29 protein-coding genes, 1 tRNA gene and 1 pseudogene are annotated in these 26,529 nt (G+C 66.6%); 22 read left to right on the forward strand and 9 right to left on the reverse strand.

Features of this window, described 5'->3' with window-relative positions:
• Window positions 1–23 precede the first annotated feature (23 nt).
• Complete coding sequence (locus ACFVH2_RS06735; RefSeq protein ID WP_378420291.1) at window positions 24–284, forward strand: acyl carrier protein; 261 nt, start codon at window positions 24–26, stop codon at window positions 282–284.
• A gap of 5 nt (window positions 285–289) precedes the next feature.
• Window positions 290–1,192 carry a hypothetical protein gene (locus tag ACFVH2_RS06740; protein ID WP_378420290.1) on the forward strand — a complete coding sequence of 301 codons (903 nt, stop codon included), beginning with the start codon at window positions 290–292 and terminating at the stop codon, window positions 1,190–1,192.
• 8 nt (window positions 1,193–1,200) lie between these two features.
• On the opposite strand, the gene ACFVH2_RS06745 is transcribed toward ACFVH2_RS06740, so the two are convergent.
• Window positions 1,201–2,145, reverse strand: coding sequence for a glycosyltransferase family 2 protein (locus ACFVH2_RS06745; protein ID WP_378420289.1), 945 nt, complete (start codon window positions 2,143–2,145; stop codon window positions 1,201–1,203).
• A 142-nt stretch (window positions 2,146–2,287) separates the two neighbouring features.
• Here ACFVH2_RS06745 and ACFVH2_RS06750 point away from each other — a divergent pair, with 142 nt between their 5' ends.
• From ACFVH2_RS06750 to ACFVH2_RS06760, 3 genes are read left to right on the forward strand one after another with little or no spacing between them, the layout of a single operon-like run.
• Complete coding sequence (locus ACFVH2_RS06750; RefSeq protein WP_378420288.1) at window positions 2,288–3,643, forward strand: glycosyltransferase family 4 protein; 1,356 nt, start codon at window positions 2,288–2,290, stop codon at window positions 3,641–3,643.
• Between the two features lie 34 nt (window positions 3,644–3,677).
• Window positions 3,678–4,997 (forward strand): UDP-glucose dehydrogenase family protein, encoded by a 1,320-nt coding sequence (locus tag ACFVH2_RS06755; protein WP_378420287.1) that lies wholly within the window; start codon window positions 3,678–3,680, stop codon window positions 4,995–4,997.
• 42 nt (window positions 4,998–5,039) lie between these two features.
• On the forward strand, window positions 5,040–5,567 hold the full coding sequence (locus tag ACFVH2_RS06760) for a YdcF family protein (RefSeq protein ID WP_378420286.1): 528 nt from the start codon (window positions 5,040–5,042) through the stop codon (window positions 5,565–5,567).
• A 19-nt stretch (window positions 5,568–5,586) separates the two neighbouring features.
• On the opposite strand, the gene ACFVH2_RS06765 is transcribed toward ACFVH2_RS06760, so the two are convergent.
• Together ACFVH2_RS06765 and ACFVH2_RS06770 are read right to left on the reverse strand one after the other, a co-directional pair.
• Entirely contained in the window at window positions 5,587–6,237 is a 651-nt protein-coding gene (locus ACFVH2_RS06765; protein ID WP_378420285.1) for a PIG-L deacetylase family protein, read from the reverse strand.
• A gap of 34 nt (window positions 6,238–6,271) precedes the next feature.
• Window positions 6,272–6,355, reverse strand: a pseudogene (locus tag ACFVH2_RS06770) (hypothetical protein); the annotation flags it as partial.
• Window positions 6,356–6,628: 273 nt separating this feature from the next.
• Between ACFVH2_RS06770 and ACFVH2_RS06775 the strand changes: the two are divergent.
• The 6 genes from ACFVH2_RS06775 (at window position 6,629) to ACFVH2_RS06800 (ending at window position 14,013) form a co-directional block, all read left to right on the forward strand.
• Window positions 6,629–7,114: a GyrI-like domain-containing protein gene (locus ACFVH2_RS06775; RefSeq protein ID WP_378420284.1), complete on the forward strand. Its 486-nt coding sequence runs from the start codon at window positions 6,629–6,631 to the stop codon at window positions 7,112–7,114.
• Window positions 7,104–7,529 carry an effector binding domain-containing protein gene (locus ACFVH2_RS06780; protein ID WP_378420283.1) on the forward strand — a complete coding sequence of 142 codons (426 nt, stop codon included), beginning with the start codon at window positions 7,104–7,106 and terminating at the stop codon, window positions 7,527–7,529. Before ACFVH2_RS06775 ends, ACFVH2_RS06780 begins: the two co-directional genes overlap by 11 nt.
• 72 nt (window positions 7,530–7,601) lie before the next feature.
• Window positions 7,602–8,348 carry a hypothetical protein gene (locus ACFVH2_RS06785; RefSeq protein ID WP_378420282.1) on the forward strand — a complete coding sequence of 249 codons (747 nt, stop codon included), beginning with the start codon at window positions 7,602–7,604 and terminating at the stop codon, window positions 8,346–8,348.
• Window positions 8,335–10,467 (forward strand): Rv1355c family protein, encoded by a 2,133-nt coding sequence (locus ACFVH2_RS06790; RefSeq protein ID WP_378420281.1) that lies wholly within the window; start codon window positions 8,335–8,337, stop codon window positions 10,465–10,467. Before ACFVH2_RS06785 ends, ACFVH2_RS06790 begins: the two co-directional genes overlap by 14 nt.
• Window positions 10,468–10,476: 9 nt before the next feature.
• Window positions 10,477–12,345, forward strand: a complete 1,869-nt coding sequence (locus tag ACFVH2_RS06795) for a putative bifunctional diguanylate cyclase/phosphodiesterase (protein ID WP_378420280.1) — start codon at window positions 10,477–10,479, stop codon at window positions 12,343–12,345.
• A gap of 204 nt (window positions 12,346–12,549) precedes the next feature.
• On the forward strand, window positions 12,550–14,013 hold the full coding sequence (locus tag ACFVH2_RS06800; RefSeq protein ID WP_378420279.1) for a sugar transferase: 1,464 nt from the start codon (window positions 12,550–12,552) through the stop codon (window positions 14,011–14,013).
• Here the strand turns inward: ACFVH2_RS06800 and efeB are convergent, their stop codons facing one another.
• From efeB to efeU, 3 genes are read right to left on the reverse strand one after another with little or no spacing between them, the layout of a single operon-like run.
• Complete coding sequence (efeB, locus tag ACFVH2_RS06805; protein WP_378420278.1) at window positions 14,014–15,339, reverse strand: iron uptake transporter deferrochelatase/peroxidase subunit; 1,326 nt, start codon at window positions 15,337–15,339, stop codon at window positions 14,014–14,016.
• Complete coding sequence (efeO, locus tag ACFVH2_RS06810) at window positions 15,320–16,453, reverse strand: iron uptake system protein EfeO (RefSeq protein ID WP_378420277.1); 1,134 nt, start codon at window positions 16,451–16,453, stop codon at window positions 15,320–15,322. The genes efeB and efeO overlap by 20 nt, the downstream gene beginning before the upstream one ends.
• Window positions 16,454–16,470: 17 nt before the next feature.
• A complete protein-coding gene (efeU, locus tag ACFVH2_RS06815; RefSeq protein WP_378420276.1) occupies window positions 16,471–17,382 on the reverse strand; it encodes an iron uptake transporter permease EfeU in 912 nt (303 codons plus the stop codon).
• A gap of 161 nt (window positions 17,383–17,543) precedes the next feature.
• Here efeU and ACFVH2_RS06820 point away from each other — a divergent pair, with 161 nt between their 5' ends.
• The 6 genes from ACFVH2_RS06820 to ACFVH2_RS06845 all read left to right on the forward strand — a co-directional run bounded on the left by ACFVH2_RS06820 (window position 17,544) and on the right by ACFVH2_RS06845 (window position 22,176).
• On the forward strand, window positions 17,544–18,287 hold the full coding sequence (locus ACFVH2_RS06820; protein ID WP_378420529.1) for a lytic transglycosylase domain-containing protein: 744 nt from the start codon (window positions 17,544–17,546) through the stop codon (window positions 18,285–18,287).
• Between the two features lie 219 nt (window positions 18,288–18,506).
• Window positions 18,507–19,802, forward strand: a complete 1,296-nt coding sequence (eno, locus tag ACFVH2_RS06825) for a phosphopyruvate hydratase (RefSeq protein ID WP_378420275.1) — start codon at window positions 18,507–18,509, stop codon at window positions 19,800–19,802.
• Window positions 19,803–20,002: 200 nt separating this feature from the next.
• Window positions 20,003–20,530 (forward strand): septum formation initiator family protein, encoded by a 528-nt coding sequence (locus ACFVH2_RS06830; protein WP_378420274.1) that lies wholly within the window; start codon window positions 20,003–20,005, stop codon window positions 20,528–20,530.
• The gene (locus tag ACFVH2_RS06835; RefSeq protein ID WP_378420273.1) at window positions 20,527–21,078 is read left to right on the forward strand and encodes a DUF501 domain-containing protein; all 552 of its coding nucleotides are present in this window, start codon (window positions 20,527–20,529) and stop codon (window positions 21,076–21,078) included. Before ACFVH2_RS06830 ends, ACFVH2_RS06835 begins: the two co-directional genes overlap by 4 nt.
• Window positions 21,075–22,019 (forward strand): exopolyphosphatase, encoded by a 945-nt coding sequence (locus tag ACFVH2_RS06840; protein ID WP_378420272.1) that lies wholly within the window; start codon window positions 21,075–21,077, stop codon window positions 22,017–22,019. Before ACFVH2_RS06835 ends, ACFVH2_RS06840 begins: the two co-directional genes overlap by 4 nt.
• Window positions 22,020–22,102: 83 nt before the next feature.
• Window positions 22,103–22,176 (forward strand) — tRNA-Leu (locus ACFVH2_RS06845).
• A 36-nt stretch (window positions 22,177–22,212) separates the two neighbouring features.
• Here ACFVH2_RS06845 and ACFVH2_RS06850 read toward each other — a convergent pair.
• Genes ACFVH2_RS06850 through ACFVH2_RS06860 form a run of 3 tightly spaced genes read right to left on the reverse strand, consistent with a single transcriptional unit; the run spans window position 22,213 to window position 24,333 of the window.
• Window positions 22,213–23,418: a tyrosine-type recombinase/integrase gene (locus ACFVH2_RS06850; protein ID WP_378420271.1), complete on the reverse strand. Its 1,206-nt coding sequence runs from the start codon at window positions 23,416–23,418 to the stop codon at window positions 22,213–22,215.
• A 20-nt stretch (window positions 23,419–23,438) separates the two neighbouring features.
• Window positions 23,439–23,888, reverse strand: coding sequence for a hypothetical protein (locus ACFVH2_RS06855; RefSeq protein ID WP_378420270.1), 450 nt, complete (start codon window positions 23,886–23,888; stop codon window positions 23,439–23,441).
• Window positions 23,875–24,333 (reverse strand): hypothetical protein, encoded by a 459-nt coding sequence (locus ACFVH2_RS06860; RefSeq protein ID WP_378420269.1) that lies wholly within the window; start codon window positions 24,331–24,333, stop codon window positions 23,875–23,877. The genes ACFVH2_RS06855 and ACFVH2_RS06860 overlap by 14 nt, the downstream gene beginning before the upstream one ends.
• Window positions 24,334–24,475: 142 nt before the next feature.
• Between ACFVH2_RS06860 and ACFVH2_RS06865 the strand changes: the two genes are divergently transcribed.
• From ACFVH2_RS06865 to ACFVH2_RS06885, 5 genes are read left to right on the forward strand one after another with little or no spacing between them, the layout of a single operon-like run.
• Complete coding sequence (locus ACFVH2_RS06865; RefSeq protein ID WP_378475692.1) at window positions 24,476–24,754, forward strand: hypothetical protein; 279 nt, start codon at window positions 24,476–24,478, stop codon at window positions 24,752–24,754.
• 49 nt (window positions 24,755–24,803) lie between these two features.
• Window positions 24,804–24,992, forward strand: coding sequence for a helix-turn-helix domain-containing protein (locus tag ACFVH2_RS06870; protein WP_378420268.1), 189 nt, complete (start codon window positions 24,804–24,806; stop codon window positions 24,990–24,992).
• A gap of 56 nt (window positions 24,993–25,048) precedes the next feature.
• On the forward strand, window positions 25,049–25,237 hold the full coding sequence (locus ACFVH2_RS06875; RefSeq protein ID WP_378420267.1) for a hypothetical protein: 189 nt from the start codon (window positions 25,049–25,051) through the stop codon (window positions 25,235–25,237).
• Complete coding sequence (locus ACFVH2_RS06880; protein ID WP_378420266.1) at window positions 25,234–26,001, forward strand: BRO family protein; 768 nt, start codon at window positions 25,234–25,236, stop codon at window positions 25,999–26,001. Before ACFVH2_RS06875 ends, ACFVH2_RS06880 begins: the two co-directional genes overlap by 4 nt.
• A complete protein-coding gene (locus ACFVH2_RS06885; protein WP_378420265.1) occupies window positions 25,998–26,369 on the forward strand; it encodes a hypothetical protein in 372 nt (123 codons plus the stop codon). Before ACFVH2_RS06880 ends, ACFVH2_RS06885 begins: the two co-directional genes overlap by 4 nt.
• Window positions 26,370–26,529 lie beyond the last annotated feature (160 nt).

The following is a 26,529-nucleotide window of genomic DNA, read 5'->3' on the forward strand; positions in this document are numbered from 1 at the left end:
GCTTCGAACTACCGGGAGGACACATGGAGATCCGTAAATCCACCCTGGACGGAGTGAAGGCTGTCATCGTGACGACCCTCGCCATCGAGGATCGGGCCGACACTCTCGAGCCGTCCACGCCGCTGTTCGGCAGCATGCCGGAACTCGATTCGATGGCAGTGGTCCAACTGGTGGTCGCGTTGGAGAAAGAGTTCGGGTTCGAGATCGACGACAGCGACGTCACCGGTGACGCTTTCGAAACCGTCGGCAGCCTTGCGAGTTTCGTCGAGAAGAGCCGAGGGTAGGAGTCGTGCGGCGCTACGGACTGATGGTCGCCGCCGCGATGGGTGCCGTGGTCGCGGTGTTGGCGGGGGCATGCGCCGGCCCCACGCCGAATCCTCCACTGATGGCGCAACCCACCGCAGTGAACGGGATTTCCGCCTTTCCCGGGCCCGCAGACACGGGTGTTCCCGCCGACACGACCTTGACGGACTACAACGGTCCGATGACGATCACGGAGCCTGGCACGATGATCGTGGCCCGGCTGATTCGCGGTACGTTGAAGGTCGCCGCCGCAAATGTCACCATCACCCGATCGAAGATCATCGGGAACCTCGATGTCGACAGTGCGGGGTCCTCAGTCGTTCTCGAAGACGTGGAGGTGGACGGGGCACCTTCGAAGCAACCAGCCATCGGGTTCGACAACATAACCATGCGACGCGTCGACGTCCACGGTTCCCGTGTGTCCGTGTTGTGTGGGTCGAACTGCGACATCCAGGATTCTTGGCTGCATGGTCAGTACCTGGCTCCCGGGGCGGACTGGCACGTGAACGGTTACGTCTCCAACGGCGGCTCGAACGTGATCGTTCGGCACAACACGCTGGCCTGCGAACCACTGAACAATCCCGACGGCGGCGGTTGCACCGGGCCGGCCTCGTCGTTCGGGGACTTTGCGCCGCTGCGGAACATCGCGTACGAGCTCAACCTCTTCGTCGCCGGCCCGGGGTCGTACTGCCTCTATGCCGGCTACAACCCAGAAAAGCCGTACGGCGACGACCCGGCCGAGATTACGGTGACCAACAACATCTTTCAACGTGGCGCTAACGGAAAGTGCGCATCCTACGGGCCGGTGACATCATTCAAACCAGGCTCGGGCAACGTCTGGTCGGGCAACAGGTGGGACGACGGTACCGAGGTGCCGGCTGGTGGCTAGCGGCGCTGCTACTCCGCGGATTTCGATGCCTTCGGCAGGTCGGCCCACCGAGCCCGCTTCAACACCACGGCGAGGGTAGTGCGATGCACGCTGGTGGACGCGCGCAAAGCCTCCGCCAAAGCCACCGCGCCGCGGAAGGCGGCTGAGTACAGCCACCCGTGGTGGCGTTCGACGTACCGCACGCGGTTCACCGCCAGTAGGGCCGCCAGCGCGGGCGACGACCCGGAACCGGCGCCGCGGTGCTTGACCACCGCACTCGGCTCGAACAACACCTGATGCCCGCCTGCGCGGACACGACGAAAGAACTCGGTCTCCTCCGAGTAGAGGAAGTATTCCTCGTTCCAGTCTCCGACAGCCTCCTCGACTTCCGCGCGGATCAGCAGCGCGGCGCCGGTGGCCCAGTCGACGGCGTGCGACTGCCGGTACTTCGACAGGCGGAGCACCGTTTCGGACGACCAACCGGGACGATTCACCAGTCGCCGCCCCATCACGGCATCGCCGAGTGCCGCCGCGATCGAGGGCTCCCTCCGTAGCGTCAGGTCGAGCGCGTCGTTGCCGTCGACCATGCGGGGCACCACCACCCCCACCCGTGGGAGTGTCAGGACGGCGAACATGGCCTCGATTGCATCGTCAGGAATACGTAGATCCGCGTTGAGTATCAGTACCGCCGAGCAGCGGCCGATGTGTGGGCGGGCGCGGTTGATACCACCCGCATAGCCGAGGTTTCCGCCGGAGCGAACCAGGATGATGTCCTCGTGCTCCGCCGCCACTTCAGCCGTGTCATCGGCCGAGTCGTTGTCTACCACGATCATTCGCAGCGTCAGGCGCCTGGCGCAATGCCGAAGGTCGGTGACGAGTCCGGGGAGATCGTGCGAATTGTTGTATGTGACAACCACGACGGACACGTCGGCAGGCTCGTCTGCAGCAACGAAACGTACCGTGTCAGCGCGCACCGCTGCGCTCCACCCCGTGGAAGACCGTCACGCCACACATGTGGTGAGAATAGGCCGGATTTCGCGGCTGCAGATCACAATATCCGATAGATTGAACCCACCAACCGACGTGATTCAAGTGCACGTCATCGGAGGTTCGGGCATGCGCGCTCGCCGTGTTCTCATCATCGTGCAGAACCTTCCTGTCCCGCTGGACCGTCGGGTGTGGCTCGAGTGCAACGCGCTCACCGCCCAGGGATACGTCGTGTCGGTGATCTGCCCGAAGGGGCCCGGTGACCCGAAGTTCGAGGTAATCGACGGGGTCGCGATCTACAAGTACCGGCCGGCACCTGAGGCAGGTGGGCTGCTGGGGTTTGCGGTCGAGTTCAGCTGGTCGTGGCTGCGCACCGCCGCGCTGTCGGTTCGGGTTCGTCGGCAACGCGGCTTCGACGTCATTCAGGCCTGCAATCCGCCCGACACCTACTGGCTGCTCGCCTGGTTGTGGCGTGCGGGCTCGGTCCGGTTCGTATTCGACCATCACGACTTGAATCCCGAGCTGTTCATCTCGCGGTTCGGTCAGCCGCGGTCGTGGGCGGCGCGGATGGAGTACCGGGGCCTGCTGTGGCTGGAGCGAATGACCTTCCGGGTCGCGGACCGTGTCATTTCCACCAACGCCTCCTACAAGAGGATCGCGGAGACTCGGGGGCGCCGCGAGCCCGAGACCGTCACCGTGGTCCGCAGCGGACCGGACACCCGGATCATGCGCCCGGTGTACCCGGACCCGGAGTGCCGGGGCGGGGCGGAGCACCTGCTCGTGTATCTCGGCATCATGGGACCGCAGGATACGGTCGAAATCGTCCTCGATGTCGTCGACGAGCTGGTCAATCGGCGCGGCAGGCGCGGCCTGCGGGCGGTGCTGATGGGCTTCGGTGACTGCCTGGACGACCTCAGGGCGCGGACGACGGATCTCGGCCTCGACCATGTTGTGCGCTTCACCGGGCGGGTCGGCCCCGCAACCATCGCGCAGTACCTCAGCGCAGCCGACCTCGGCGTCGGAACCGACCAGAAGACACCGCTCAATGATGTGTCGACCATGAACAAGACCATGGAATACATGGCCTATGCGCTGCCGTCGGTCTCCTTCGATCTCAGCGAGACGCGCGTCTCGGCAGGCGACGCAGCACTCCTGGTCCCGTCCGGAGACGTCGAAGCCTTCGCGACCGCCGTCGAGACACTGCTGGACAGTCCGGCGCTGCGCGCACGCTTGGGCACGGCGGCGCGCGGTCGGGTGGTCGACGAGTTGGACTGGCAGCCGCAGGCGCGGGCGTACGTCGCCTTGTACGACGAACTGCTCGACAATCCGCGCGACGCAGACCGTTTGGCACGCTGGCCTTTCGGGGCCCATCTACCAGACGCTCGCCTGGACAGCGGTTCTCCGCCATATGTCGATCTCGACGACGAGTCCGAACTGGAACGGTTCATCATCGAACGGACGCCCCGTCCCGCACATCCCAGGTAGGGCGAGTGTCGCGCTTCACTGTGTGAGGGGAACGATGCGAATCACGGTGATCGGAGTCGGTTACCTCGGGCTGACCCATGCCGCATGCTTGGCTGAACTAGGGCACGAGGTTCTCGGCGTCGACGTGGATGCCGCAAAACTGGCCACCCTCGAATCCGGCAGGGTGCCCTTCTACGAGCCCGGACTGAAGCAGGTGATGCGGCGCAATATCGCCGCTGGCAAATTGCGATTCACCGGCTCCTACGAGCAGGCCGTCCGATTCGCCGACGTGCACTTCATCGCGGTGGGCACACCGCAGAAGAAGGGTGACTTCGCAGCCGACCTGAAATATGTCTACTCCGTCATCGAAAATATCGCGCCGCTGCTCACGCGTCCGGCCGTGATCTTCGGAAAATCGACGGTCCCGGTCGGAAGTGCGGAACGTCTGGGTGCAATGGCCCGTGAACTGGCGCCGACTGGCGACGGTGTCGAGGTCGCGTGGAACCCCGAGTTCCTGCGTGAGGGTTTCGCGGTGAATGACACCGTCCACCCCGACCGATTGGTGCTCGGCGTCGATCGTGACCGGCCGGGACGTGCTGAGGACGTCGCGCGCGAAATCTATGCGGACCTCATCGCAGCGAGTATTCCCTTCTTGGTGACCGACCTGGCTACCGCGGAGTTGGTCAAGGCTGCTGCGAACGCGTTTCTCGCCACGAAGATCTCCTTCATCAACGCGATGGCCGAAGTCTGCGAGGTGGCCCATGCGGACGTGACGGTGCTGGCCGATGCGATTGGCTACGATGCCCGGATCGGTCGGCGCTTTCTCAACGCGGGCGTGGGTTTCGGCGGTGGCTGCCTGCCCAAGGACATAAGGGCGTTCATGGCCCGCGCCGGCGAACTGGGCGCCGATGAGGCTCTCACGTTCCTGCGCGAGGTCGACCAGATCAACATGCGCCGACGAACCCGGATGGTCGAGCTGACTCGGGAGGCGTGCGGTTCGCTGCTGGGTGCCAGGGTTGCCGTGCTGGGCGCCGCGTTCAAGCCCGAGTCCGACGATGTACGCGACTCCCCGGCCCTGAACGTCGCCGGTCAGATTCAGTTGCAGGGCGCGACGGTGAACGTTTACGACCCGAGGGCGATGGACAATTCTCGTGCTCTGTTCCCGACCCTCGGCTACGCGTCGACTTCCTTGGAAGCGTGTGAGGGGTCCGACGTGGTGCTTGTGCTCACGGAATGGCAGGAATTCCGCAAGCTGCAGCCGGCGGATCTGGAGGCGGTGGTCCGCCAGAAGTCGATCATCGACGGCCGAAACTGCCTGGAACCGCAGCAGTGGCGCAGTTCCGGGTGGACCTACCGCGGACTCGGGAGGCCGTAGCTGATCGTGAAGAGGGGACTCGAGGTATCGAGGACCGCGAAGTTGTTGCGCTGGATGCTCATTGGCGCTGTCGTGGCGACCGTCTGCGGGTCGGCGGCGGGTGTGCAGGTATATGTCGATCCGCAGGTCGATTCACTCCGCCGAGCCGACGCGATCTTCGTCCTGGGTGGGCCGGGGCACGACCGCTACAACTTCGGATTGGAACTGGCCCGGCAGGGACTCGCGGGTCAGGTGGTTCTGTCCACTCCCAGCGCGTCCGAACCGTGGCTGGCATCGATATGCGGAGCCCCGTACGGATTCACCGTGAGTTGTTTCAAACCCTCTCCCGAAACGACCGCCGGTGAGGTCAAGGAACTCAGTCGCCGGGCAGCCGAAGAGGGATGGCACAGCGTTATCGTGGTCACTTTCACCCCGCACATCTCTCGGGCGCGCTACATGATTCAACACTGCTTCCACGGAGAGGTGATCATGGTTGCAAGCCCAGCGGAGATCTCACCCGCGGAATGGGTATGGCAATACGTCTATCAGACGGCGGGGTACGTCCGGGCGGTGATCCAGCCGGCGTGCTGACTGGTGACTGTCTGCAATGTCATTTCCCTCCGAACCGGACGGTTGCCTTCTCCACCACGAACGCCTCGGCATGGGCTCGGTGACACTGCGCCCCACGAAGTCGGGACAGGCCGAGGAAGACGCTCTCGTCGAACCAGTCGTATTCGGCCTGAGAGGGGTAGTGCTTGAGCAGCACTCGCACCTTCTCCTCGACCACCTGCCGGGTGAGCGGGTGGTAGATCTGGGTCTGTGGAGTGTCCGCCTCCCACTTGGGGAACTCGTACCCCAGCACCAGGTGGTCCCGGAACACGGTAGGCACGAGTTCGGCCAACAGTCGGTGATCCTGGTGCGCGTCGCCGCGCTGTGGCGCAAAGACCACGTCTGGCGTGACCCCGCACCGGAACGACTCGAGAGCGACCTTGATGGGACCCCAGTACTCGGGCGAATGCCCGTCAGGAATGTCGAGGACAGACAGTTCGAGATCTGCGCCGGGGCACAGTGCCGCGAGTGCGTGGCGCTCCTCGATCTCACGGCGTGATTCGTTGCCGGACAACACGAATGCGCGGACCCGAATGCGAGGGACCGCGGCCGTGAGTGTGAGTAGGGTTCCGCCGACCCCGATGGCGATGTCGTCGCAGTGGGCGCCGAGCACGGCAACTTCGATGATGTCGAGTGCGCGCAGGTCAATCATGGCCGTGATCCCACCCACCCGAGTGACGGGCAGCAGCGAGAAACCTGTCGCACGGCGGCGTGGCGCCGAGGTCGAGGATGCTCAGGAGGCGGTCCGAGTCGCACAGTCTGCACCGCATTGGCCTGTCTTCCCTCGTCCGAACCTTCGACTGGTGGACTCCATCCAACTAACCACACTCAATCCCTGTTTTCAAGCATGATTTATAACTGCAAGTTTGTTTTGTCTATTATTCACACCCGCTGAGTTGGTAACTGAAATGGCGCGGCTCGAGCAGGGATTTGGTCTTCCAGTCATGTCTCCCCGATGCCGCGTATTCGCGGTTATGGTGGATGTGTTGTAACCGGGTCGGGTGTCTAAATGAGCAGTCGGGGGCTCGTTCCGGGGAGGGAGCGTGGTTGAAGTGCAGCGTGGGGAAATTGAGTTCGTCGAGCTCGGTGAGTCCTTCGTGGGGGGACTCCCGGTACGAAGTCCCAAGCGTCCGTTGGGGATGCTTCGCGACCCGAATCTCGAGCGAGCCTGGTCTGCGGTCCTCAACCAGAATCCTCCGGCGCAGTTGGCGTCCATCTACACCGATCACTCGCCGGATGCCGGGTCGTTCTACACCCAGGTGGTGGGGTACCGGTGTCATTCGATCGAGGACGTGATGCGGGGCCATGTCATGGCCAGAGTTCCGGGTGGGCGGTACGCCAGGTTCATGTCGACGGGGGAGTTTCCGGACGTCGTGAGCAATCTCTGGCAGCAGGTGCGCGCAGCCGAGGAGGCCGGGCAGATCGATCGCGCGTCCACGGGCGCCTTCGAGTGCTACCCGCACGCCTATCGAATCGACCTCTACATCGCGGTCGACGCCGCGCCCGGGAGCGCCCGTCATGGGCTTTGAGATTGTCAAACGACCGGTGTTGGACGTCGGAGGATTGGTTCTGCCGAACGTGGAGGTTGGGGCGGGGGGACGCTCGGGCGGGCTGATGGAGTTCACCCGCGAACGCGTACTCGAGCGGGGCGTCACCGAGATCGTCACGGTCTTCACCCCGAACTCCGCAGAAGGTTCGACCGCGGTCGTCGGGTATCGCTGCGTGAGCACCGAGCAACTTGCCGAGGGGGATGTGATGGTCCGGGTTCCGGCCGGGTACTTCGCGAAGTTCACTTCGGAAGGGCCCGTCGACGATCCGATCGCCGATGTGTGGAACCAGGCCGAGGTCGCGGCAACCGAAGGGAAGATCGACCGTGCCTTCGCCGAGGAAATCGAGATCACCCGAGCGCCGAACGCGGTCGAACTCTACATCTCATTGGCCTAGGCGCGCTCTCCGCGGATGGTCGGGTTTCCGGTGTGAATTCCGAACTCGAACAGTCCGAAATTGGAGGCAGTGATGGCCCGTGCACTTTCCAGCGTCGCGACGCCGGCGGCCAACGAGGAATTCGAAACTACGAGCGTGTGGGATCCTCGATCGGAATGCCGATTTGTCGCGGCCCGACCCGCGGACGAACCGGAATTGTGGTCGGCCTACCTGGCCGGCGCGCTCGAGAGCTACGCCCAACACGATGTGCTCCGAGCCCTCGAATACAACCGGATTCGCGACGGGAGCTCGACCGCACTGTTCTTCGTCGCGATTGCGCCGGACGGCTCGGTGGACGGTGGCCTTCGGGCGCAGGGACCGTACGATCGCGCGGACCAGGCTCACGCGACCGAGGAATGGTCGGGTCAGCCCGGTGAACGCGCCGTCAGTGCGATGATCGCCGACCGCCTTCCATTCGGGGTCGTGGAAATGAAGGCCGCATGGGTCCGTGAGGGCGCGTCGAAGCGTCGTGCCCTGACCCAGTCTCTCGCACATGTCGGAGTCCGTGCTCTGGAGTTGCTCGACGTTCAGTTTCTGATGGCATCCGCTGCCGACCACGTCTTGAAGCTGTGGGCCTCGTCAGGGGGCGCAGTGGCCACCGCGATTCCTCCCACGCCTTATCCCGATGATCGCTACGAGACCCGGATCATGTGGTGGGATCGCGACAGCGTCGACTGCCGTACGGCGGCACAGCAGTTCGCTCGCCTGTGCTCGGTGCAGAACGGCTCACCCGTCGTGCCTGCGCGACGGGCAGGTGGGAACCGCGATGCCACCGCGTGACGATTCCTGCACGGTAACGCTTCTCGACGAATCCACGGCCGACGGCGCGGCACGCCTCGCCGCACTCAGGGGTCACCAGGGCGTGAGCTTTCGCGACGCACTGGCGGCTCAGCGCGTCGCGCTGAGGCAGCTGATCCCCACGCCGGACGCCTCGGTACGCGACGAGCCGGCGAACTGGGCGTACTACCCGTGGCGGCGAGAAGCGGTGCGGATTCTCGGGCCGACCGGGTACCGGATGCTGCGGCTCGACCGGAATCGAAACAAGGTCACCGGTGACGAGCAGCGCCGCCTGGCGGAGTTGCACGTCGGGATCGTCGGACTCAGCGTCGGACATGCGGTGGCGCTGGCGCTCGCCCTGGAATCTTCGTGCGGAGCGATTCGCCTGGCGGATTTCGACACCCTCGAACTGTCCAACCTGAACCGCGTGCCGGCCACCGTCTTCGATCTCGGGGTCAACAAAGCCGTCGTAGCTGCGCGCCGAATAGCGGAGATCGACCCGTACCTGACGGTGTCGGTATGGGGGGACGGCGTCACCACCGACACCATCGACCGATTCCTCGACGGGCTGGATGTCGTGGTCGAAGAGTGCGATTCGCTGGAAATGAAGGTGGCCGTGCGGATGGAGGCCCGTCGTCGACGATTGCCAGTGGTGATGGAGACGAGCGACCGTGGACTGCTCGACGTCGAGCGGTTCGATCTCGAACCGGACCGAGCCGTGTTCCACGGGTTGCTCGGTGATCTCGATGCGCGGGAGCTGGCCGGGTTGTCACAGCGGGAGAAGATTCCGCACATTCTGCGCCTTCTCGGCGCGGAGGACCTGTCGACCAGAATGGTCGCGTCGCTGGTCGAGGTCGGCAACACGATCTCCAGCTGGCCCCAGCTCGGCGGTGACGTCCTGTTGGGGGGTGCCAGCGTGTCCGCGGCTGTGCGGCGGATCGGCCTCGGACTTCCACTGCCATCGGGACGGGCGCGGGTCGATCTGGACGAACGTCTCGACGGCCTCCGAACGCCGATTGTTGAGCCGAGCCGCGACCCCGCCCCGGCCCCATGTGGCAGCGCGAAGGCCCCAGACGGGCCCACCGCGATCGCTCGAGCCGCGACTCTTGCGCCGTCTGGGGGTAACGCACAGCCCTGGAATGTGGTCGTCGGTGAGGGTGAATTGAGGGTGTATCTGGATCCCGATCGCACAACTGCAATGGATGTGGCGCACCGAGGAAGTCACGTGGCGATCGGAGCTGCGCTGTTCAACGCGCGGGTCGCGGCGGCCGCGCATGGGTTGCTCGGGCCGATCGAGTACTTCGGGGACGACAGCGCACCGACTCTGGTGGCCACGATGTCGTTTGGAGCAGAAGCCGACGAGATGCTGGCGGGCCGGTACGACGCGGTGGTACGCCGCGGGACCAATCGGCGAGCTGGATCGCCCCGACCGATCACGATCGAGGCAGGCAGGGCGCTTGCGACGGCAGCTCATGCCGAGGGTGCACGACTGACACTGGTCACCGACCGCAGAGCCATCGAATCCGCGGCGGGGGTGTTCGCTGCCGCCGAACGGATCCGGTTTCTCGAACCACGCCTGCACGGCGAGATGGTCGGCGAGTTGCGGTGGCCCGGAGCCGATGCCATGGAGACCGGCATCGATGTGCGCTCGCTCGAACTCGACGACGCCGATCTCAGCACACTTCGAGTTCTGTGCAGGCCCGATGCCATGGCCGCACTGGCGGAGTGGGGGCTCGGAAGCTCGCTCGGCGTGGCCAGTCGGGATCGGATCGTCTCGAGTTCTGCGCTCGCGGCCGTCGTGGTCGGAGGCAGCGGCTCGGTGGATTTCGTTCGCGGCGGCTGCGCGGTCGAGTCGGTGTGGATCACCGCCGAGGAGCACGGGTTGGCAGTACAGCCGATCTCGCCCGTGTTCCTCTACGGGGTGGCCGAGGACGAGCTTGCGGAGTTGGCTCCGGGCTACGCCGGCGAACTGGCGACGGGGAGCCGAGAATGGCGCGCACTGTTCGATGTCGGTGCAAACGAGGCCTTCGCACTCGTCCTCCGCCTCAGCCACGCGGGGGCCGCGTCTGTTCGGAGTCTCCGCAGGCAGGCGGTCGCGCAACCCGTGATGCGGATGGCCTGAGGGGACGTCATGCACGCGCACAATCTCGAGGAACTCGTCACGGGTGTCGCGTCCCGTCTGACTGCCACCACCGCCCGCACCTGGGTTTCCAGCGCGGAGGAGGTCCTGCACGACCTCGTCGACTACTTCGACCTCGATGCGTGCTTCTTGCGGCGCAACGACCACGAGATGCGGGCCACCATACTGGTGGCAGAGTGGCCGCACCGCCCGGTGACACAGGAGCCCGATCCGCTGGCGGTGGTGTATTTCGCCGACGCGGACCCGGAGTTCGCCAAGGCCGAGCATCTCAAGGAGGTCGGGTTCGTTCGACCCGGTCTCGATGCGGCGGAGTACCAGGACCTGGTGGCCGAGGGTACGGGTGTGCCGGCGGTGACCCTTGCTGCCATTCCCTTGCTCTCGGGGGATGCGACGACCGGCACCCTGGGTTTCGTCAAGTTCGGCGACAAGGAGTGGATCGCGGCGGAGATCAACGTGCTCAAAGCCATCGCAGCTCTGCTCACCCAGGTGCAGGAGCGGGTGCGTGCGGAGAGCAGCCTGCGCTACTGGGCGCATCACGACGAACTGACCGGGCTCGCGAACCGGCACTCGCTGGTCGAACAGCTCGAGCGGCGGATGTCGCCCGGACAGCCCGGTCCGGTCGCCCTGCTGTTCCTCGACCTGGATCGGCTCAAGTCGCTCAACGATTTCCTCGGCCACACCGCGGGCGACCGGTTCATCGCCGAGATCGGCTCGCGGCTCACCGACCGGTGTGCGCCCGGTGACCTGGTGGCGCGGCTCGGTGGTGACGAGTTCGTCGTCGTTCTCGGTGGGGGCGTGGACGTGGATGCGGCGCGCCGGGAGGCAGAGAGAATCAGCGGATTCGTCAACGATTGGGTGATGCTCGGCAACGTGTCGCTCAGTCGCAGCGTGAGCATCGGGATCGCGGTGGGGATGCCCGGCGACTTCACAGGGACCGACCTGCTGTGGCAGGCGGACCAGGCCGTGATCGCGGCGAAAGCCAGGGGCGGCAATGCCATCGTCGCGTTCACCGAGGACATGCGCGCAGCGATCGAGGTCCGGAACATCATCGAGCTCAGCCTCAGGTCGTCGATCAACGACGACTGGCTTCATCTCGACTACCAACCGGAGGTCGACCTCCGTACGGGCGAGATTCTTGCGGTGGAGGCCCTGGTGCGATGGGATCACCCGGTCCTGGGGCTGCTGCTGCCGGGCTCGTTCATCGCGGTGGCCGAGTCGACGAACCTCGCGGGTGAGCTGGGGGCGTGGGTGCTGCGCAGGGCCTGCCGCGAGTACGCCCAGTGGCGGACCGAGATCCCGGGTCTGAATGTGACGCTGAGGGTGAACGTTTCGCCGGCGCAGTTGGTGGGCCTCGAGTTCCTGGATGTCATCGAGCGGACCCTCGCGGAGTACGAAGTGGACGGGGAGCGGGTATGCCTGGAGATCACCGAGAACGCGGTGGTCGGTGACCTGGACCGCACCAGGGTGGTGCTGCAGGGTCTGGCCGACCTCGGGGTGCGGGTGGCCATCGACGACTTCGGTACCGGCTACAGTTCGCTGGCGCAGCTCAAACAACTGCGGTTCGACGTGCTCAAGATCGACCAGGAGTTCGTCCGCGACCTCGGTGACAGCCCCGGCGATCGTGCGATCGTGAAATCGATTGTGGGACTGGCTCGATCGTTCGATCTCGATCTGGTCGCAGAGGGGGTCGAGAGCGAACGGGCCGCACGAACGCTCCTCGAACTCGGCTGTGGTCGGGGGCAGGGCTATCTGTTCAGTCGGCCGGTATCCGCGGAGCGATGTGTCGACCTGCTCCGGCTCGGTCGAATCCCGGCACCATTGCCCGAGCCACCGCAAATCCTCCCTCTGCGGCCAGCGTGAGGTTTTCAAACTGGGGACCCGTGCAGTGTTGAGCCGAATAACCGACTTAGAGTATGTTTTGAGGGTAAGTCGGGGTTGTGGAGTTCAACAGCTGGGGCTTTCCGGATGTGCGAGTGTGGAGTCGGTGTTGCGCGGGTCGAGGGGGATTTCCCCGAAGGCCAGGTGCGGGCTGTCTGCGCGGTGTGCGGGCGTCCGCTGGCGGAAGTGTTTCGTCCGGCCGGGGCGTGGCGGCTGCCGCTGCCGCTGCCCGTCCCCGCCCGACCCGCCTGGGAATCCCGGTACGGGCAGGCGGCGCTGGTTGTCGACATACTGAGCCTGGTGACGGCGGACGTCCTCGTCTCGGTGGTCTACCACGACGTCTCGGTTCTCGACTTGCCCGCCAATCTTGCTGTTGCACTTGCTGTTCCGCTACTGGCATTGTTGTCGCTCGGCCTGGGGCGCGCCTGGGATCCGAGGAGCCTCGGCTGCGGTCCCGAGGAGTTCCGGAAGGTCACGTCCGCCTACGTGGCGGTGATCGCGGTGATGGCCGTGGTCGGTTACGCCGCCGGGACGGCGGGCGGGCACTCGTGGGTTTTCGGCGCGCTGCCACTGGCGATGTTGATGTCGCTGATCGGCCGCTACCTGCTGCGCCGGTGGCTCCACCGTCGTCGTCGATCTGGGGCACTACTCAAATCCGTGGTCGCGGCGGGGGATCGGGCGTCGGTGCGGGACCTGATTCGACGGACCCGGGGAGCCCCGTACGCCGGTTGGAGCGTGGAGGCGGTCTGCCTCGCCGGCGTGGCCAGGTCGGAGGAGTTGCCCGTGGAGGTCGACGGGGTGCCCGTCGTCGGCACCGACGACGACGTCGTCGGGATCGTGGCGCTGCGGGGCTTCGCCGCCGTCGCAATCCTCCCGTCGAGTGGCTGGTCGCAGAATCGAACCCAACGGCTCGCCTGGGACCTCGAGGGCACCGGCGCGGATCTCCTCATCGCGCCCGCACTGATGGACATCGTCGGTCCGCGGCTGCACATCAGTCCGGTCGCGGGCACCCCGCTGCTGCAGTTGAGCGCCCCCCGCTTCACCGGGCCCGCCTGGGTGGCGAAGTCGGTCCTCGACCGCCTGCTCGCGCTGGCGCTGCTCGTCGCGCTGTCGCCGGCACTGATCGCCGTCGGGTGCGCGGTGCGGCTGACGAGCCCTGGTCCGGCGTTCTACAAGCAGACCCGGGTCGGTCGCGCCGGGCAGACGTTCCGGATGGTCAAGTTCCGCAGCATGGTTCGCGACGCGGACGCCCGACTGGCCGAACTGACCTCCGCGAACGAGGGATCGGGTGTCCTGTTCAAGATGAGGGACGACCCACGAGTGACCACGGTGGGCCACTTCATCCGACGGTTCTCGATCGACGAGCTACCCCAGTTGTTCAACGTCGTCGCCGGCCACATGTCGTTGGTCGGACCGCGGCCGCCGCTCATCTCCGAGGTCGAGAAGTACGACGACGGCGGCGTGCGACGCAGGATGCTGGTCAAGCCCGGGCTGACCGGGCTGTGGCAGGTCAGCGGTCGCAGTGACCTCTCCTGGGAGGAGTCGGTGCGCATGGACCTGCGCTATGTCGAGAACTGGTCGATGGCACTGGACTTCATGATCCTGTGGAAGACCGCGGGCGCCGTGTTTCACTCGGCAGGCGCCTACTGACTACTTCTCGGCCTGAACGGCCGCCGGTGCCGCCGATCCGAACAACGTCGAACCCCAGAACCCGCCCTCGCGGACCCCGGGCGGGACCGCGAACAGTGCCGACCCGACGTGCTTGATGTACTCGTTCATGGCGTCGTTGCGGGACAGGGACAACTGCATCGGCACGAACTGCGTCTGCGGATTTCGGCAGTAGGCGATGAAGAACAGGCCCGCATCCAGGTGGCCGAAGCCGTCGGAGCCGTCGGTGAAGTTGTAGCCGCGGCGCAGGATCTCGATGCCGCCCAACTCTTCCTTCGAGGCGAGTCGGATGTGCGCGTCCTTGTCGATGAGCGGGCCGTGCGGGCCCTTCGAATCGAGGTCCAGCTCGTCGAACTCGGCCTTCTGGCCGAGCGGTGCCCCGCTGCCCTTGCTCCGCCCGATGACCCGCTCCTGCTCGTGCAGCACGGTCCGGTCCCACGGCTCGATGAGCATCCGGATCCGGCGGGCCACCAGGTACGAGCCGCCGCCCATCCAGGACTGGTCGTCCTTCGGGTCCACCCAGACGAAGTCCGAGACCGTGGATTGCTCCTCGGCCTTGATGTTGCGGGTACCGTCCTTGAAGCCGAACAGGTTTCGGGGCGTGGTCTGCGACGTGGAGGTCGAGGAGGTCCGGCCGAAGCCGAGCTGCGACCAGCGCACCGCGACGGTGCCGAAACCCACCCGCGCCAGGTTGCGGACCGCGTGCACCGCGACCTGCGGGTCGTTGGCGCAGGCCTGGATGCAGATGTCGCCGCCACTCCTGGCCGGTTCGAGCGCGTCACCGGTGAATTTCGGCAGGTCCGCCAGCGCGGCCGGGCGCTTGTCGGCGATACCGAACCGGTCCTTGCCGTCGGGCGTGGTGAACAACGACGGGCCGAATCCGATGGTCAGGGTCAGCTGGCACGCGTCGAGGTCGAGCGCCTCTCCGGTGTCGCTCGGCGGGGTGTACTGGCCCGCACCGATCGCGCCGTCGGGACTCGCCTCCTGGCCGGCGGTCATCCGTTCGGCCATCTCGGTCCACTTCTGCAGCAGAGCCACGAGTTCGTCGCGCGATTCGGTGGTCACGTCGAACGCGACGAAGTGCATCCGGTCCTGTGCAGGGGTGACGATCCCGGCCTGATGTTCACCGCGAAACGCGACCACGTCGCCGTACTCGGACACCGAGTCCGGCGCGGTGAGGCGTCCGACCGCGGCGCCCGCGCCCGCCACGACCGCGCCGGCCCCGATCGCACCGAAGAGCTTGCGGCGCGAGATCTTGGCCGGCTCCGGACCCGTTGCGGCAGGCTCGTTACTGTTCGGCGACGACACCCTGCACCTGGCTCACCTCGGCGGACAATGCGTCGATCTTGTGCGACAGCGCCTGGCGCTGCGGTTCGGTGACGGTGTCGTAGAAGACGAAGCCGTCGCCGCGGCGGTACTGGGCGAGCTCGGTGTCGAGCTCGGCGAACCGCTGGTCGATGCGGGCGCCGAGCTCCTTGTTGCGCTCGTCCAGGATCGGGCGGACCGAGGCGATCGCGGCCTGGGAACCGTCCACGTTGGCCTGGAAGTCCCACAGGTCGGTGTGACTGAAGATGTCCTCCTCGCCGGTGATCTTGGTGCGGGAGATCTCGTCGAGCAGGGTCTGCGCGCCGCCCGCGACCCGAATCGGGTCGACGGTGAAGTTGGCGGCGTTGATGCCGTCGGACAATTCGTTCAGGTCCGCGATCAGCTGATCCGCCATCGCGTTGGTGTCCGGCTGCAGGCCGGTGACCCACAGGTCCTTCTCCAAGCGGTGGAAGCCGGTCCAGCGCTGGCCCGGCTCGACGTCGACCTCACGCAGGTCGAGTCGGGGATCGAGGTCGTCGGGGAAGGACTCGGCGATCGGCTCGATGCGCTCGTAGTAGGTGCGTGTGGTGGGGTACTGGGCCTTCGCGGACTCGACGTCGCCGGCCTTGATCGCGGCCACGAACTTGGCGGCCGACTCCTGCAGTGCGGAGATCTGCCCGGTGACGTAGTGCTTGTAGCCGGCGGCGGCCTCGGCGAGCTGCCCGGACTCGTCGGTCGGAGCGGCGGCGTTGCCGGTCACCGTGAACTCGTTGCGGATGCCCTCGCCGACCATGCCGGGCTTGCAGGCGGTGTGGAAGGTGCCCGCCTCGGGCAGGTTCACGATCAGCTGCCGGGTCAGGCCCGGACCCACGTTCTCGACCTCGCCCATCACCCGGTCGCCCGCGCCGTAGACGTAGAACTCGGTGACCTTCGAGCCGTTGTTGGTGATCGCGAAGGTCGTGGTGCCTGCGGTGGCGGTGTTCGCCGCGACGTCACAGGTGGTGTCGGTGGCGGTGACCGCGATCGAGTCCGCGGCCTGATCCGACTTGGAGGTGCAGGCCACGAGGGCGAGGGGCGCGATCGCCGTCAGGGCGATGGCAGTGGTGTAGCGACGCACGAGCGGGGGCCTTTCGGTTATGCGGGGAGGTCGGAAGTCTGGTCGGCGGTCGGCTCTTCCTCGGTGGGCGCCGGCGCCGGCTTCGGGGGAGTGGGGCGCAGGAACAGCGCCAGCACCACAACCACGTAGACGAGCCAGGCGACTACCTGGAACACCGTCGGGTCGGGCCGGAAGTTGAAGATCCCCTGCAGCACGGTGCCGTACCAGCTGGAGGTGTCGAAGGTCGACGAGACGTCGAAGGCGAGGCTCGAGCCGCCGGGCAGCCATCCCGCGATCTGCAGCGCGCGCACGCCGTAGGCGAGGATGCCGGCGGCGACCACGATCAGGAAGATGCCGGTGTAGCGGAAGAACTTGGCGAAGTCGATGCGCACCGCGCCGAAGTACAGCAGGACGGTCAGTCCGGCGGCGACCACGATGCCGAGGATCAGCCCGACGAGCGGCCAGGCGCTGCCCGCAGCGTTCTCTGCATAGCCGACCAGCAGCAGCGCGGTCTCGACCCCCTCGCGCCCGACCGCGAAGAACGCCATCGCCGCGACGGCGAGCGGTCCGACCGCGAGGGCCTTGCTCATGCCCGCCTTGAGGTGGCCGGAGATCGACGCCGCGGCCTTGCGCATCCACAGCACCATCGCCGTGACGATCACGACCGCGACGAGGGAGGCGATGCCGCTGATCAGTTCGGCGGCCATACCGGTGACGGTGGACGTACCGAAGTGGATGGCGACGAAGATGCCGACGACCATCGCGACGGCCGCTGCGACGCCGAGCCAGACCCACTTGAGGGCGTCACGGCGGTCGGACTTGACCAGGAAGGCGATGAGAATCATCACGACGATGCCGGTTTCGAGGCCCTCGCGGACTCCGATCAGGCCGCTGCCGAACAGCTGTGTCGCGATACTCGGCGCGGTTGCGCTCGAGGCGAGGGTGAGCACAAAGGGCTCCTCATCTGTGCATGTCCACCGCCGCGATATAGGCAAGGCGAACCTTCTCTGGAACCCGACTAAGGTAGCACTTACTCCGCGGGCCTCGTGAACCGAGCAAAGGGTTCGTCCGGTATGCCCGGATCGGCGCCGGCTCTCGCTCGCCGTGGATGATGGACCCGGTGACCACCCCGAAACGGCGACTACTCGGCTGCGCGGCCGCGGTAGTGGTCGGCGCCGCCGCCCTTGCCGGATGTGCGAGCCAGCCGAGGATCGCCGTCCCGCCGGGCATTCCGCCGGGGCCCGGCGCCCCGCTACCCGCGATCGACGTCGACGCGCCCGGTCGTAGCGCCGACCAGCTCGCCGACTGGGCGGCGGGCCGGTCCGACGAGCTCGGCATCTCGGTGACCGCACTCGAGGCGTACGGGTACGCGGCCGCGGTGATGGCCCGGTCGCGGCCGGACTGTGGCATCGGGTGGACGACGATCGCCGGCATCGCCGGCGTCGAGAGCAGACACGGGACCTACCGGGGGTCGCACGTCGCGCCCGACGGCAAGGTGAGCCCCCCGATCCGGGGGGTTCCACTCGACGGCGCCCCCGGTCTCGCGGTGATCCCGGACACCGACGGCGGGACGATGGACGGCGACGCGGTGCACGATCGCGCGATGGGACCGCTGCAGTTCATCCCCGAGACCTGGAGGCGCTGGGGCGTCGACGCGAACGGTGACGGCGTCGCCGACCCCGACAGCATCGACGACGCCTCGTTGACCGCCGCTCGGTACCTGTGCGCGCGGGGCGGCGACCTCACCGGCGCGGACGGCTGGCGTCAGGCGTTGATGGCTTACAACCAGTCGGTCGAGTATCTGGGGGAGGTTCGCTACCGCGCCGCGGCCTACTCGGTCGGAGTCCGCCCGTGACATCGGCAGCGGAGCCTGCGTGACAAAGGCAGCGGAGCTGCGTGACATTGGCAGCGGAGCCTGTGTGACCCGGTGCGACCGCGCGCCGCTACCGTCCTGGCCGGTTACTGACGTTAGGCTCAGACCTGGCACTATGTAGCGAAATCGTCGGCGGTGGTGTCACCGCACGCATCGCTGGCGTCGCCAACACATCGAAGCCGCCAATAAGGAGAACCATCCGTGGCCATCATTGAGCAGGTCGGAGCCCGCGAGATCCTCGATTCCCGAGGGAACCCCACGGTCGAGGTCGAGGTGCTGCTCGACGACGGCACCTTCGCCCGCGCCGCGGTCCCCTCGGGCGCCTCGACGGGTGAGCACGAGGCCGTGGAGCTGCGCGACGGCGGCGACCGTTACAACGGCAAGGGCGTCGAGAAGGCCGTCGAGTCGGTGCTCGGCGAGATCGCGCCCGCCATCATCGGCATGGACGCCACCGAGCAGCGGGCCGTCGACCAGGAGCTGCTCGACGCGGACGGCACCCCGGACAAGTCTCGCCTCGGCGCCAACGCCCTGCTCGGTGTCTCGCTGGCCGTCGCCCGCGCCGCCGCGGACTCCTCGGGTCTCGAACTGTTCCGTTACGTCGGTGGCCCCAACGCCCACGTGCTGCCCGTGCCGATGATGAACATCCTCAACGGTGGCGCGCACGCCGACACCGGTGTCGACGTCCAGGAGTTCATGGTCGCGCCGGTCGGCGCCGCCACCTTCAAGGAGTCGCTGCGCTGGGGCGCCGAGGTCTACCACTCCCTCAAGTCGGTGCTCAAGGCCAAGGGCCTGTCCACCGGCCTCGGCGACGAGGGCGGCTTCGCCCCCGACGTCGCGGGCACCAAGGAGGCGCTCGACCTGATCGGTGAGGCCGTCGCCAAGACCGGCCTCAAGCTCGGCGTCGACGTGGCCCTGGCGCTCGACGTCGCGGCCACCGAGTTCTACACCGCCGGAACGGGATACAAGTTCGAGGGCAAGAACCGGACCGCGGCCGAGATGGGCGCGTTCTACGCGGAGCTGCTCGGCGCCTACCCGCTGGTGTCCATCGAGGACCCGCTCAGCGAGGACGACTGGGAGGGCTGGGTCGCGCTCACCGAGCAGATCGGCGACAAGATCCAGCTCGTCGGCGACGACCTGTTCGTCACCAACCCGGAGCGGCTCGAGGACGGCATCGTCAAGGGCGCGGCCAACGCGCTGCTGGTGAAGGTCAACCAGATCGGGACGCTGACCGAGACCCTCGACGCCGTCGACCTCGCGCACCGCAACGGCTACAAGACCATGATGAGCCACCGGTCCGGCGAGACCGAGGACACCACCATCGCCGACCTCGCGGTCGCGGTCGGCAGCGGCCAGATCAAGACGGGTGCGCCCGCCCGCAGCGAGCGCGTCGCCAAGTACAACCAGTTGCTGCGCATCGAGGAGTCCCTCGGCGACGCGGCCCGCTACGCGGGCGAACTGGCCTTCCCGCGTTTCTCCTTCGACGGTTCCGCGAACTGATCCAGGCGAAACGGGGCTGAGCTGTGAGCGGTCGCGGTAGGTCCCGTCCGGGCAAGAGCCCGGGCGGGCGGGTTCGGGACGGGGCGGCTGCGCGTCGACCGTCGCGAACCCGGTCCGCGGGACCTACCGCGTCGGGCAGTCGTGGCGGCCCGGGCGACGCCGATCCCGACCTCGGCGCCGCGTCGCCCACCGAGAAGCCGGTGGGCGCGCGGTCCGGTCGTCGGGCGGGTGCGGCGGACCGGGGTGAGGAACGTACCTTCCTCGGACTGTCCACCGCGAAGGCGGTGACGCTCGGTGTGGTGGTGTGTGCGCTGGCGCTCACGCTCGCAATGCCGTTGCGCACCTACCTGACTCAGCGAGGCGAGGCAGAACAGCTTGCCGTGCAGCGGCGGCAGCTCGAGGATGACGTAGCCCGGCTCACTCGCGAGAAGGAACAGAGCAACGACCCGGCGCGGATCAAGGCAGATGCTCGGGACCGGCTGCAGTACGTGATGCCCGGCGAGACGCCGTACCAGGTGCAGCTGCCCGGGGCGACCGCGCCGCCGGTCGAGACGCTGAACAAGCCGAAGCGCAGCGGCAACCCCTGGTACACGGACTTGTGGCGGCCCATCGTCGAACCGCAGCCGCAGGTCGCCCCGTCGCCGACGCCCATGCCCGGGCCCGCGCCCAATCCGGCGAACCCGGGATCGATGACCATTCCACACGATCAAGGAGGGCCCGTCGGGTGACCGAGCCTGCCGAAAGCCATGCCCACCCCGCGGTGTCCGCGGAGGACCTCGAGGCGGTAGCCGCGCAGCTGGGTCGCGACCCGCGCGGTGTGCTCGCCATCGCCTATCGCGCCCCGGACGGCGCACCCGGCGTGGTCAAGACGGCGCCGCGACTGCCGGACGGGACGCCGTTCCCCACCTTGTACTACCTGACCGATCCGCGACTGACCGCGGAGGCGAGCCGGCAGGAGTCGGCAGGGGTGATGCGCGAGATGACCGAGCGTCTGGCTGCGGACCCGGAGCTGGCCGCCGCCTACCGTCGCGCGCACGAGTCCTACCTCGCCGAGCGTGACGAGATCGATTCGCTCGGAACGGATTTCACCGGCGGAGGCATGCCGGACCGGGTCAAGTGCCTGCACGTGCTGATGGCGCATTCGCTCGCCAAGGGGCCTGGGGTGAACCCGCTCGGCGACGAGTCGGTGGCCCTCGCGGCCCGGGGAAAGCTGCGCGGCACCGCGATTCCCGCGGACTGGCCGCAGTACCAGGGGCCGGAGGGCGAAGCCGAATGACCCGCGTCGCCGCCGTCGACTGCGGCACGAACTCGATCAGGTTGCTCATCGCCGACTCGGACGAGTCCGGCCGCCTGCACGACGTGCGGCGCGAGATGCGGGTGGTACGACTGGGCCAGGGCGTCGACGCCACGGGCGAGTTCGCGCCCGAGGCGATCGAGCGCACCCGCGTCGCGCTCGAGGAGTACGCCGGAATGATCCGTGAGACCGGCGCGACCGCGGTGCGGATGGTCGCGACCTCGGCGACCCGCGACGCAGCCAACCGCGAGGACTTCTTCGCGATGACCCGTGAGGTGCTCGGCGCGGTGATCGCCGGGGCGCAGGCCGAGGTGATCTCCGGTGACGAGGAGGCGCGACTGTCGTTCTCCGGTGCCGTCGGCGAACTCGACCCCGCGACAGGGCCTTTCGTGGTGGTGGACCTCGGTGGCGGGTCCACGGAAGTGGTGCTCGGCGACGGTGCCGGTGTCCGGGCGGCCTACTCCACCGACATCGGCTGCGTGCGGATCACCGAGCGCTGCCTGCACGACGACCCGCCCACTGCCGAGCAGGTCGCGCAGGCGCGCGAATTCGCGTCGGCGAAGCTTGCCGAGGCGTTCGAGCGGGTCCCGGTCGAGCAGGCGCACACCTGGGTGGGCGTCGCCGGAACCATGACGACGCTCGCCGCAGTCTCACTGGACCTGCCGCACTACGACGCCGAGCGCGTGCACCTGTCGCGAATGTCGTTGCCGCGGTTGCACGAGGTGAACGCGAAGCTGCTGCACATGACCCACGAGCAGCGAGCCGCGATCGCCCCGATACATCCGGGTCGGGTGGACGTGATCGGTGGCGGAGCGATCGTCGCCGACACGCTCGCCGAGGAATTGGCGCGGCGGGCCGGCATCGACGAGCTGGTGGTCAGCGAGCACGACATCCTGGACGGGATCGCACTCTCGATCCTGTAACGGTGAAGACCTGCTGTCGGGGGCGGGTCGGCACGCTAGCATCCCGTGCAGCCACCTATGGCTTCACCGGGTGGACGTGCTACGCCCCCATAGCCCAATTGGCAGAGGCAGCGGACTTAAAATCCGCGCAGTGTCGGTTCGAGTCCGACTGGGGGCACAGGTCAGGGCCGGTTTTCCGGATGTTTCTCGGCTCTCAGGAGCCGAGGTTGTCACGGATTGTCACAACCGGTGCGGAACTCGCGGCAGCAAGCAACGCGGGGTCCTGTGAATGGGCGTACGTCGAGAGAGTGAAGGCCGCCGATGCGTGCCCCATCCACGCCGCGATTACCGCGATTGGTACGCCGCGAAGATGCATCAGTGTTGCGCAAGTGTGACGAGCATCATGTAGCCGGATCTGCGGGATGCTGGCCTTCTCGGTGGATCGCTTCCACCAGTAAGTGAGCGCATTGGGCGTCGGGGGATTGCCTTCGGGGTCCACGACGACGTAGCCGGTGTCCTGCCACGCGCCACCCAGCGCCAGCCGAGCTGCAGCCTGCCGCTTCTTCGCAGCCTTCATGGCGGCCACTAGGTCGTCGGGCATCGGCAGTGTCCGCGCCGACCGCTTCGACTTCGGCACACCCTCCGTGATCGACTTCCCGATCGCCACCCGCGACGTCGCGACTGTCAGCACCTTGCCGTCGAGGTCGACGTCATCCCACCGGAGTCCACTAATCTCGCCTCGTCGTAGGCCGCAGAGGGCCAGCCACCATGCGTGCGAGTACTGGTCACCATCCACGGCAGCGAGGAACTTCTCGACATGTTCCGGTGTCCACGTCTTCATCTCCGGCCTTTCGCCGGCCTCTGGGAGCTTGTCGACGAGCTTCGCCACATTCCGGACGAGAGTGCCCTGCTTGACCTCGGATTCCAGCGCAGCCGAGAGGACAGTCAGCATGTAGTTGACGGTGCGAGCCTTCCACGGCTTCCGCACCTCCCGGCTCTCGCCAGCAAGCCCACCGGCGCGGAGCTGGCCGATCAGCTTGTCAATGTCCTTCCTGGTCAGCTTCTGAACGGCGATGTCGCCAAGCTCCGAGCGGGCCGGCGCGAGTACCACCTTGTAGCCGTGGGCTGTCGACGGCTTCAGCGAGTGCTTCGAGAGCAGCCACCCGTCGATCACCTCGGACACGGTGATGGTGCGAGCGTGGACGTGGGTTCCGCTGGCGACCTCGCTTTGAATGCGTGCGAGCTCCGAGCGGGCGTGCTCCTCGGTCCGAAACCGCCTCCTATGTTGCTTCCGGCGGCCCGACTCGGGGTCGACCCCGGTATCCACGGTGACCTGGTATCGCACGGCGGGCTTGCCGCGCTCGCGCGTTGCGAGCTCGATCTTCCGGATCTGCGGCGGCAACTGCTGGCGCTTCGCCATGCTTCAACTCCCCAGGTTCGTCAGTTCATCCAGTCGCAGTCCGCGAGAGCGGACTCGATCTGTGTGCGTTCGGCTGGCGTGAGGTGCGCGAGCCGAACATTGAGGGCGTGCTGGTCGGTCCACACTTCGTCAGCGAGTTCTGCGCCGGCGACTCCCCGGCACCAGCGCAGGGCGTCGGCAAGCATGTCGAGAGAGATGAGGTTGCGGGCCGCGATCTCATCGACCTTGCCCTCCTCCCGAGCGCGGAGCACTTCGTCGACCGGGACGAATCCGCGGTTGACGTGCGTGGTCTCGTGTTCGAGAGCGCACCGCCTGGCGCGCTGAGTGAGACGTGGGTCGAGAAAGATCGTGGTCTCGCCGTCCCAGAATCCAGCGACGCCATCTGGGAGGTTGTCATCCCAGGCGATGTCGATGTGAGGGTATTGATCGCGGAGCGTACGCCAGGGGTGATGTCTCCTACAATCCTTCATCGGGCGTCTCCGGGTATGTCTCCTTAACCCGGCGCGACGCAGCGCCTCGAAGGTTGTTCAGGTCCGCGCGACGCTTAGGTAGCTGTTGCACCTTGGCGCGGGCCTTCCTTCCCTCCGGTCCTTCCGCCTTCAGTTGCAGGACTCGCCGAGTGAGCTCATCCATCAACGAGACCATGTCGATGGTGCGGAGTAGCTCCTGTTCGCCCACTCGTACCTCAGTTAGCCCAGCCTCGTCCTCAGTGATGAACTCAGCCTCGACCAGCGCTTCGAGGACGTTGGCGTGGTAGGCGCGGGCGATCTTGACCACGAATTCGGGGTCAGCATTGGCGCCCTTCTTCCAGCGGGAGAAGTTCGAAGCGCTGATGCCGGCTCGTTTGGCCGCAGTCATGGCGTTGTCGTCGCCCATGAGTCGCTGAAGGTAGGTCCACCATCGGCTGTCTGTCATGGCCGCGACGGTACTTGCAACATTGCAAGCCTGCAAGTCAGTGCAGCATTGCAATTCCTACTTGCACAACTAGAACCAGTGGCTTATCTTCGATTGCAGCAGCGCACTTCGCGCTTGCAGCACTCGAATAGGAGCAGGTGAAGTGCAGCCGATTTGTACAACCCGCATCCGTGACGAGTGGGTCGAGGAGCAGCTCGACAAGTACGGCACGCTGACCCGACTCGCGGAGAAATTAGACGTCGACCTCTCCACCGCAAGCCGGTGGATGAGTGGCCGACACGAAGCATCGAACCGATGCATTGGAACGGTGCTCATCAAGCTAGGCGTCGACTTCGACACAGCATTCGTCGCGACGGTCGAGGAGGCACGGCAGCGACGCGCTCGCGTGATCAAGCGACCCACTGGTACGGCGGCCGCCTAGCGGCTAGCCCAACGCTCCAACCGATCCGCCCGAAAAGGAGGTGAGAAGCATGCAGCCAACACGCCTGCTCACAGCTGTTGAAGCGGGGGAGAGGCTCGGCATCCACGCGGTCACAGTCCGCGTGATGTGGAACGAAGGCGAACTGAAATACGTGCGAGTTGGTCGGGGCCGCAAGGTTTCCGACGCTGAGATTGCCCGGTTCATCGCCGAGCGTGAGCAATTCGACCCCGCCCCTTGAAGAAGCCGTCAGGTGCACCACCACCTGACGGCCAACGACATCGATTGGAGAACCAAATGTCTGCTACAGACTACCGCCTCTTCGACGTGTACGAAGGGCTCGCCCATTCGATCGCCGAGGTTCGCGGCTACCGGACCGACAGCCAGACCGGCGAGCGCCTGGTCGACGTCACGCTGGCCCGCTTCGGCGGCCACGACGTGATCGTGCCAATCGCCACTCTCGAGGCCCGGCTGGTGGCGGCGTGAGCAACGTCGTTCCGTTCACCTACGAGGACGCCCAGGTGCGTGTCCTCGAGGTCGCTGGCGAACCGTGGTTCGTCCTCACTGACCTCTGCGCAGTCCTCGGTCTCGGTAGCCCACACAAGGTCGCCGAGCGCATCGACGCCGATGCCCGGAATCTGGCTCCGGTCATCGACTCTCGCGGTCGCACGCAACAGGCGACGATCGTGTCGGAATCGGGCATGTACGAGATCGTCATCCGATCCGACAAGCCGGAAGCCGCGGCGTTCCGGCGCTGGATCACGAGCGACGTGCTCCCGTCGATCCGGAAGACCGGTTCGTACGGTGCCGTGCCGGAGCTGTCTGGACCCGAGCTGATGGCGGCTGCGCTTGTCGAGGCGCAGCAGACCCTCGCCGCGAGGGACGCGACGATCGCGGCACTCGAACCGAAGGCCGCGTACGTCGATGAGTTCGTGGCGGATGAGGATCTGATCTTCTTCCGCACGGTCGCGAACGTCCTCGCGGTCGGCGAGGCGCGGCTGCGGGAGATCCTCATCGAACGGAACTGGATCTACAAGGTCAGCGGGACGCGCTGGTCGAACTCGAAGCAGCGCAAGGAAACCATCCACCAGTATCGCGCCTACGCCGACAAGAAGGCGTACTTCCGGCTGAGGGCGCTGCACGACGCGCCTCGGATCAACGGCGAGGTGCAGCAGACGCTGCTGGTCACCCCGCCGGGTGCGGAGGCGATCGCGCGGAACCTGCCTCGTTGGATCGAGGAGGCAGCGTGAGCATGTCTGCGGACGATGTCCGCTCGCTGCGCGACGAGATGGGCATGGCTGCCGCAGCCGCAGCCCTTGAACTCATCGGTTCGCTTGGCCTCGTGAGCGATCAGGTGGTCGCGGAGATCATTGCGGCCGACCGGGCGCAGGCTCGCGCGCAGCGGGCCACCGGGTACTCGAACCTGCTCACCGTCGAGCAGGCGGCGGAGCGTCTCGCTGCGACGGTTGCCGAGGTGCAGTGGATGTACCGGCTTGACGGCCTGCACTACATCCACATCGGTGCACCCCGCATCGGCGAGGACGAGACATCGATTGTGCGGATCCACCCGGGCGACCTCGAGCAGTACATCGACAGCCGGCGGGTGAGGACGTCGTGAACCGCCTCGACTGGACCCTCGTCGCGGTTCTCATTGTCGCCGTTGTCGTGACGATCGTGGCGCCGCTGCTCGGCTACTGGTACGGCGCCCAGACCTAGCCCACACCCACCCACCGTTTTCCGCAGGTGACCACCTGCGTTGCCCTTCTGCACCCGAAAAC

The sequence above is a fragment of the Rhodococcus sp. NPDC127527 genome (assembly GCF_042672245.1).
In the GTDB taxonomy this organism is placed as follows: Bacteria; Actinomycetota; Actinomycetes; order Mycobacteriales; family Mycobacteriaceae; genus Rhodococcus_G.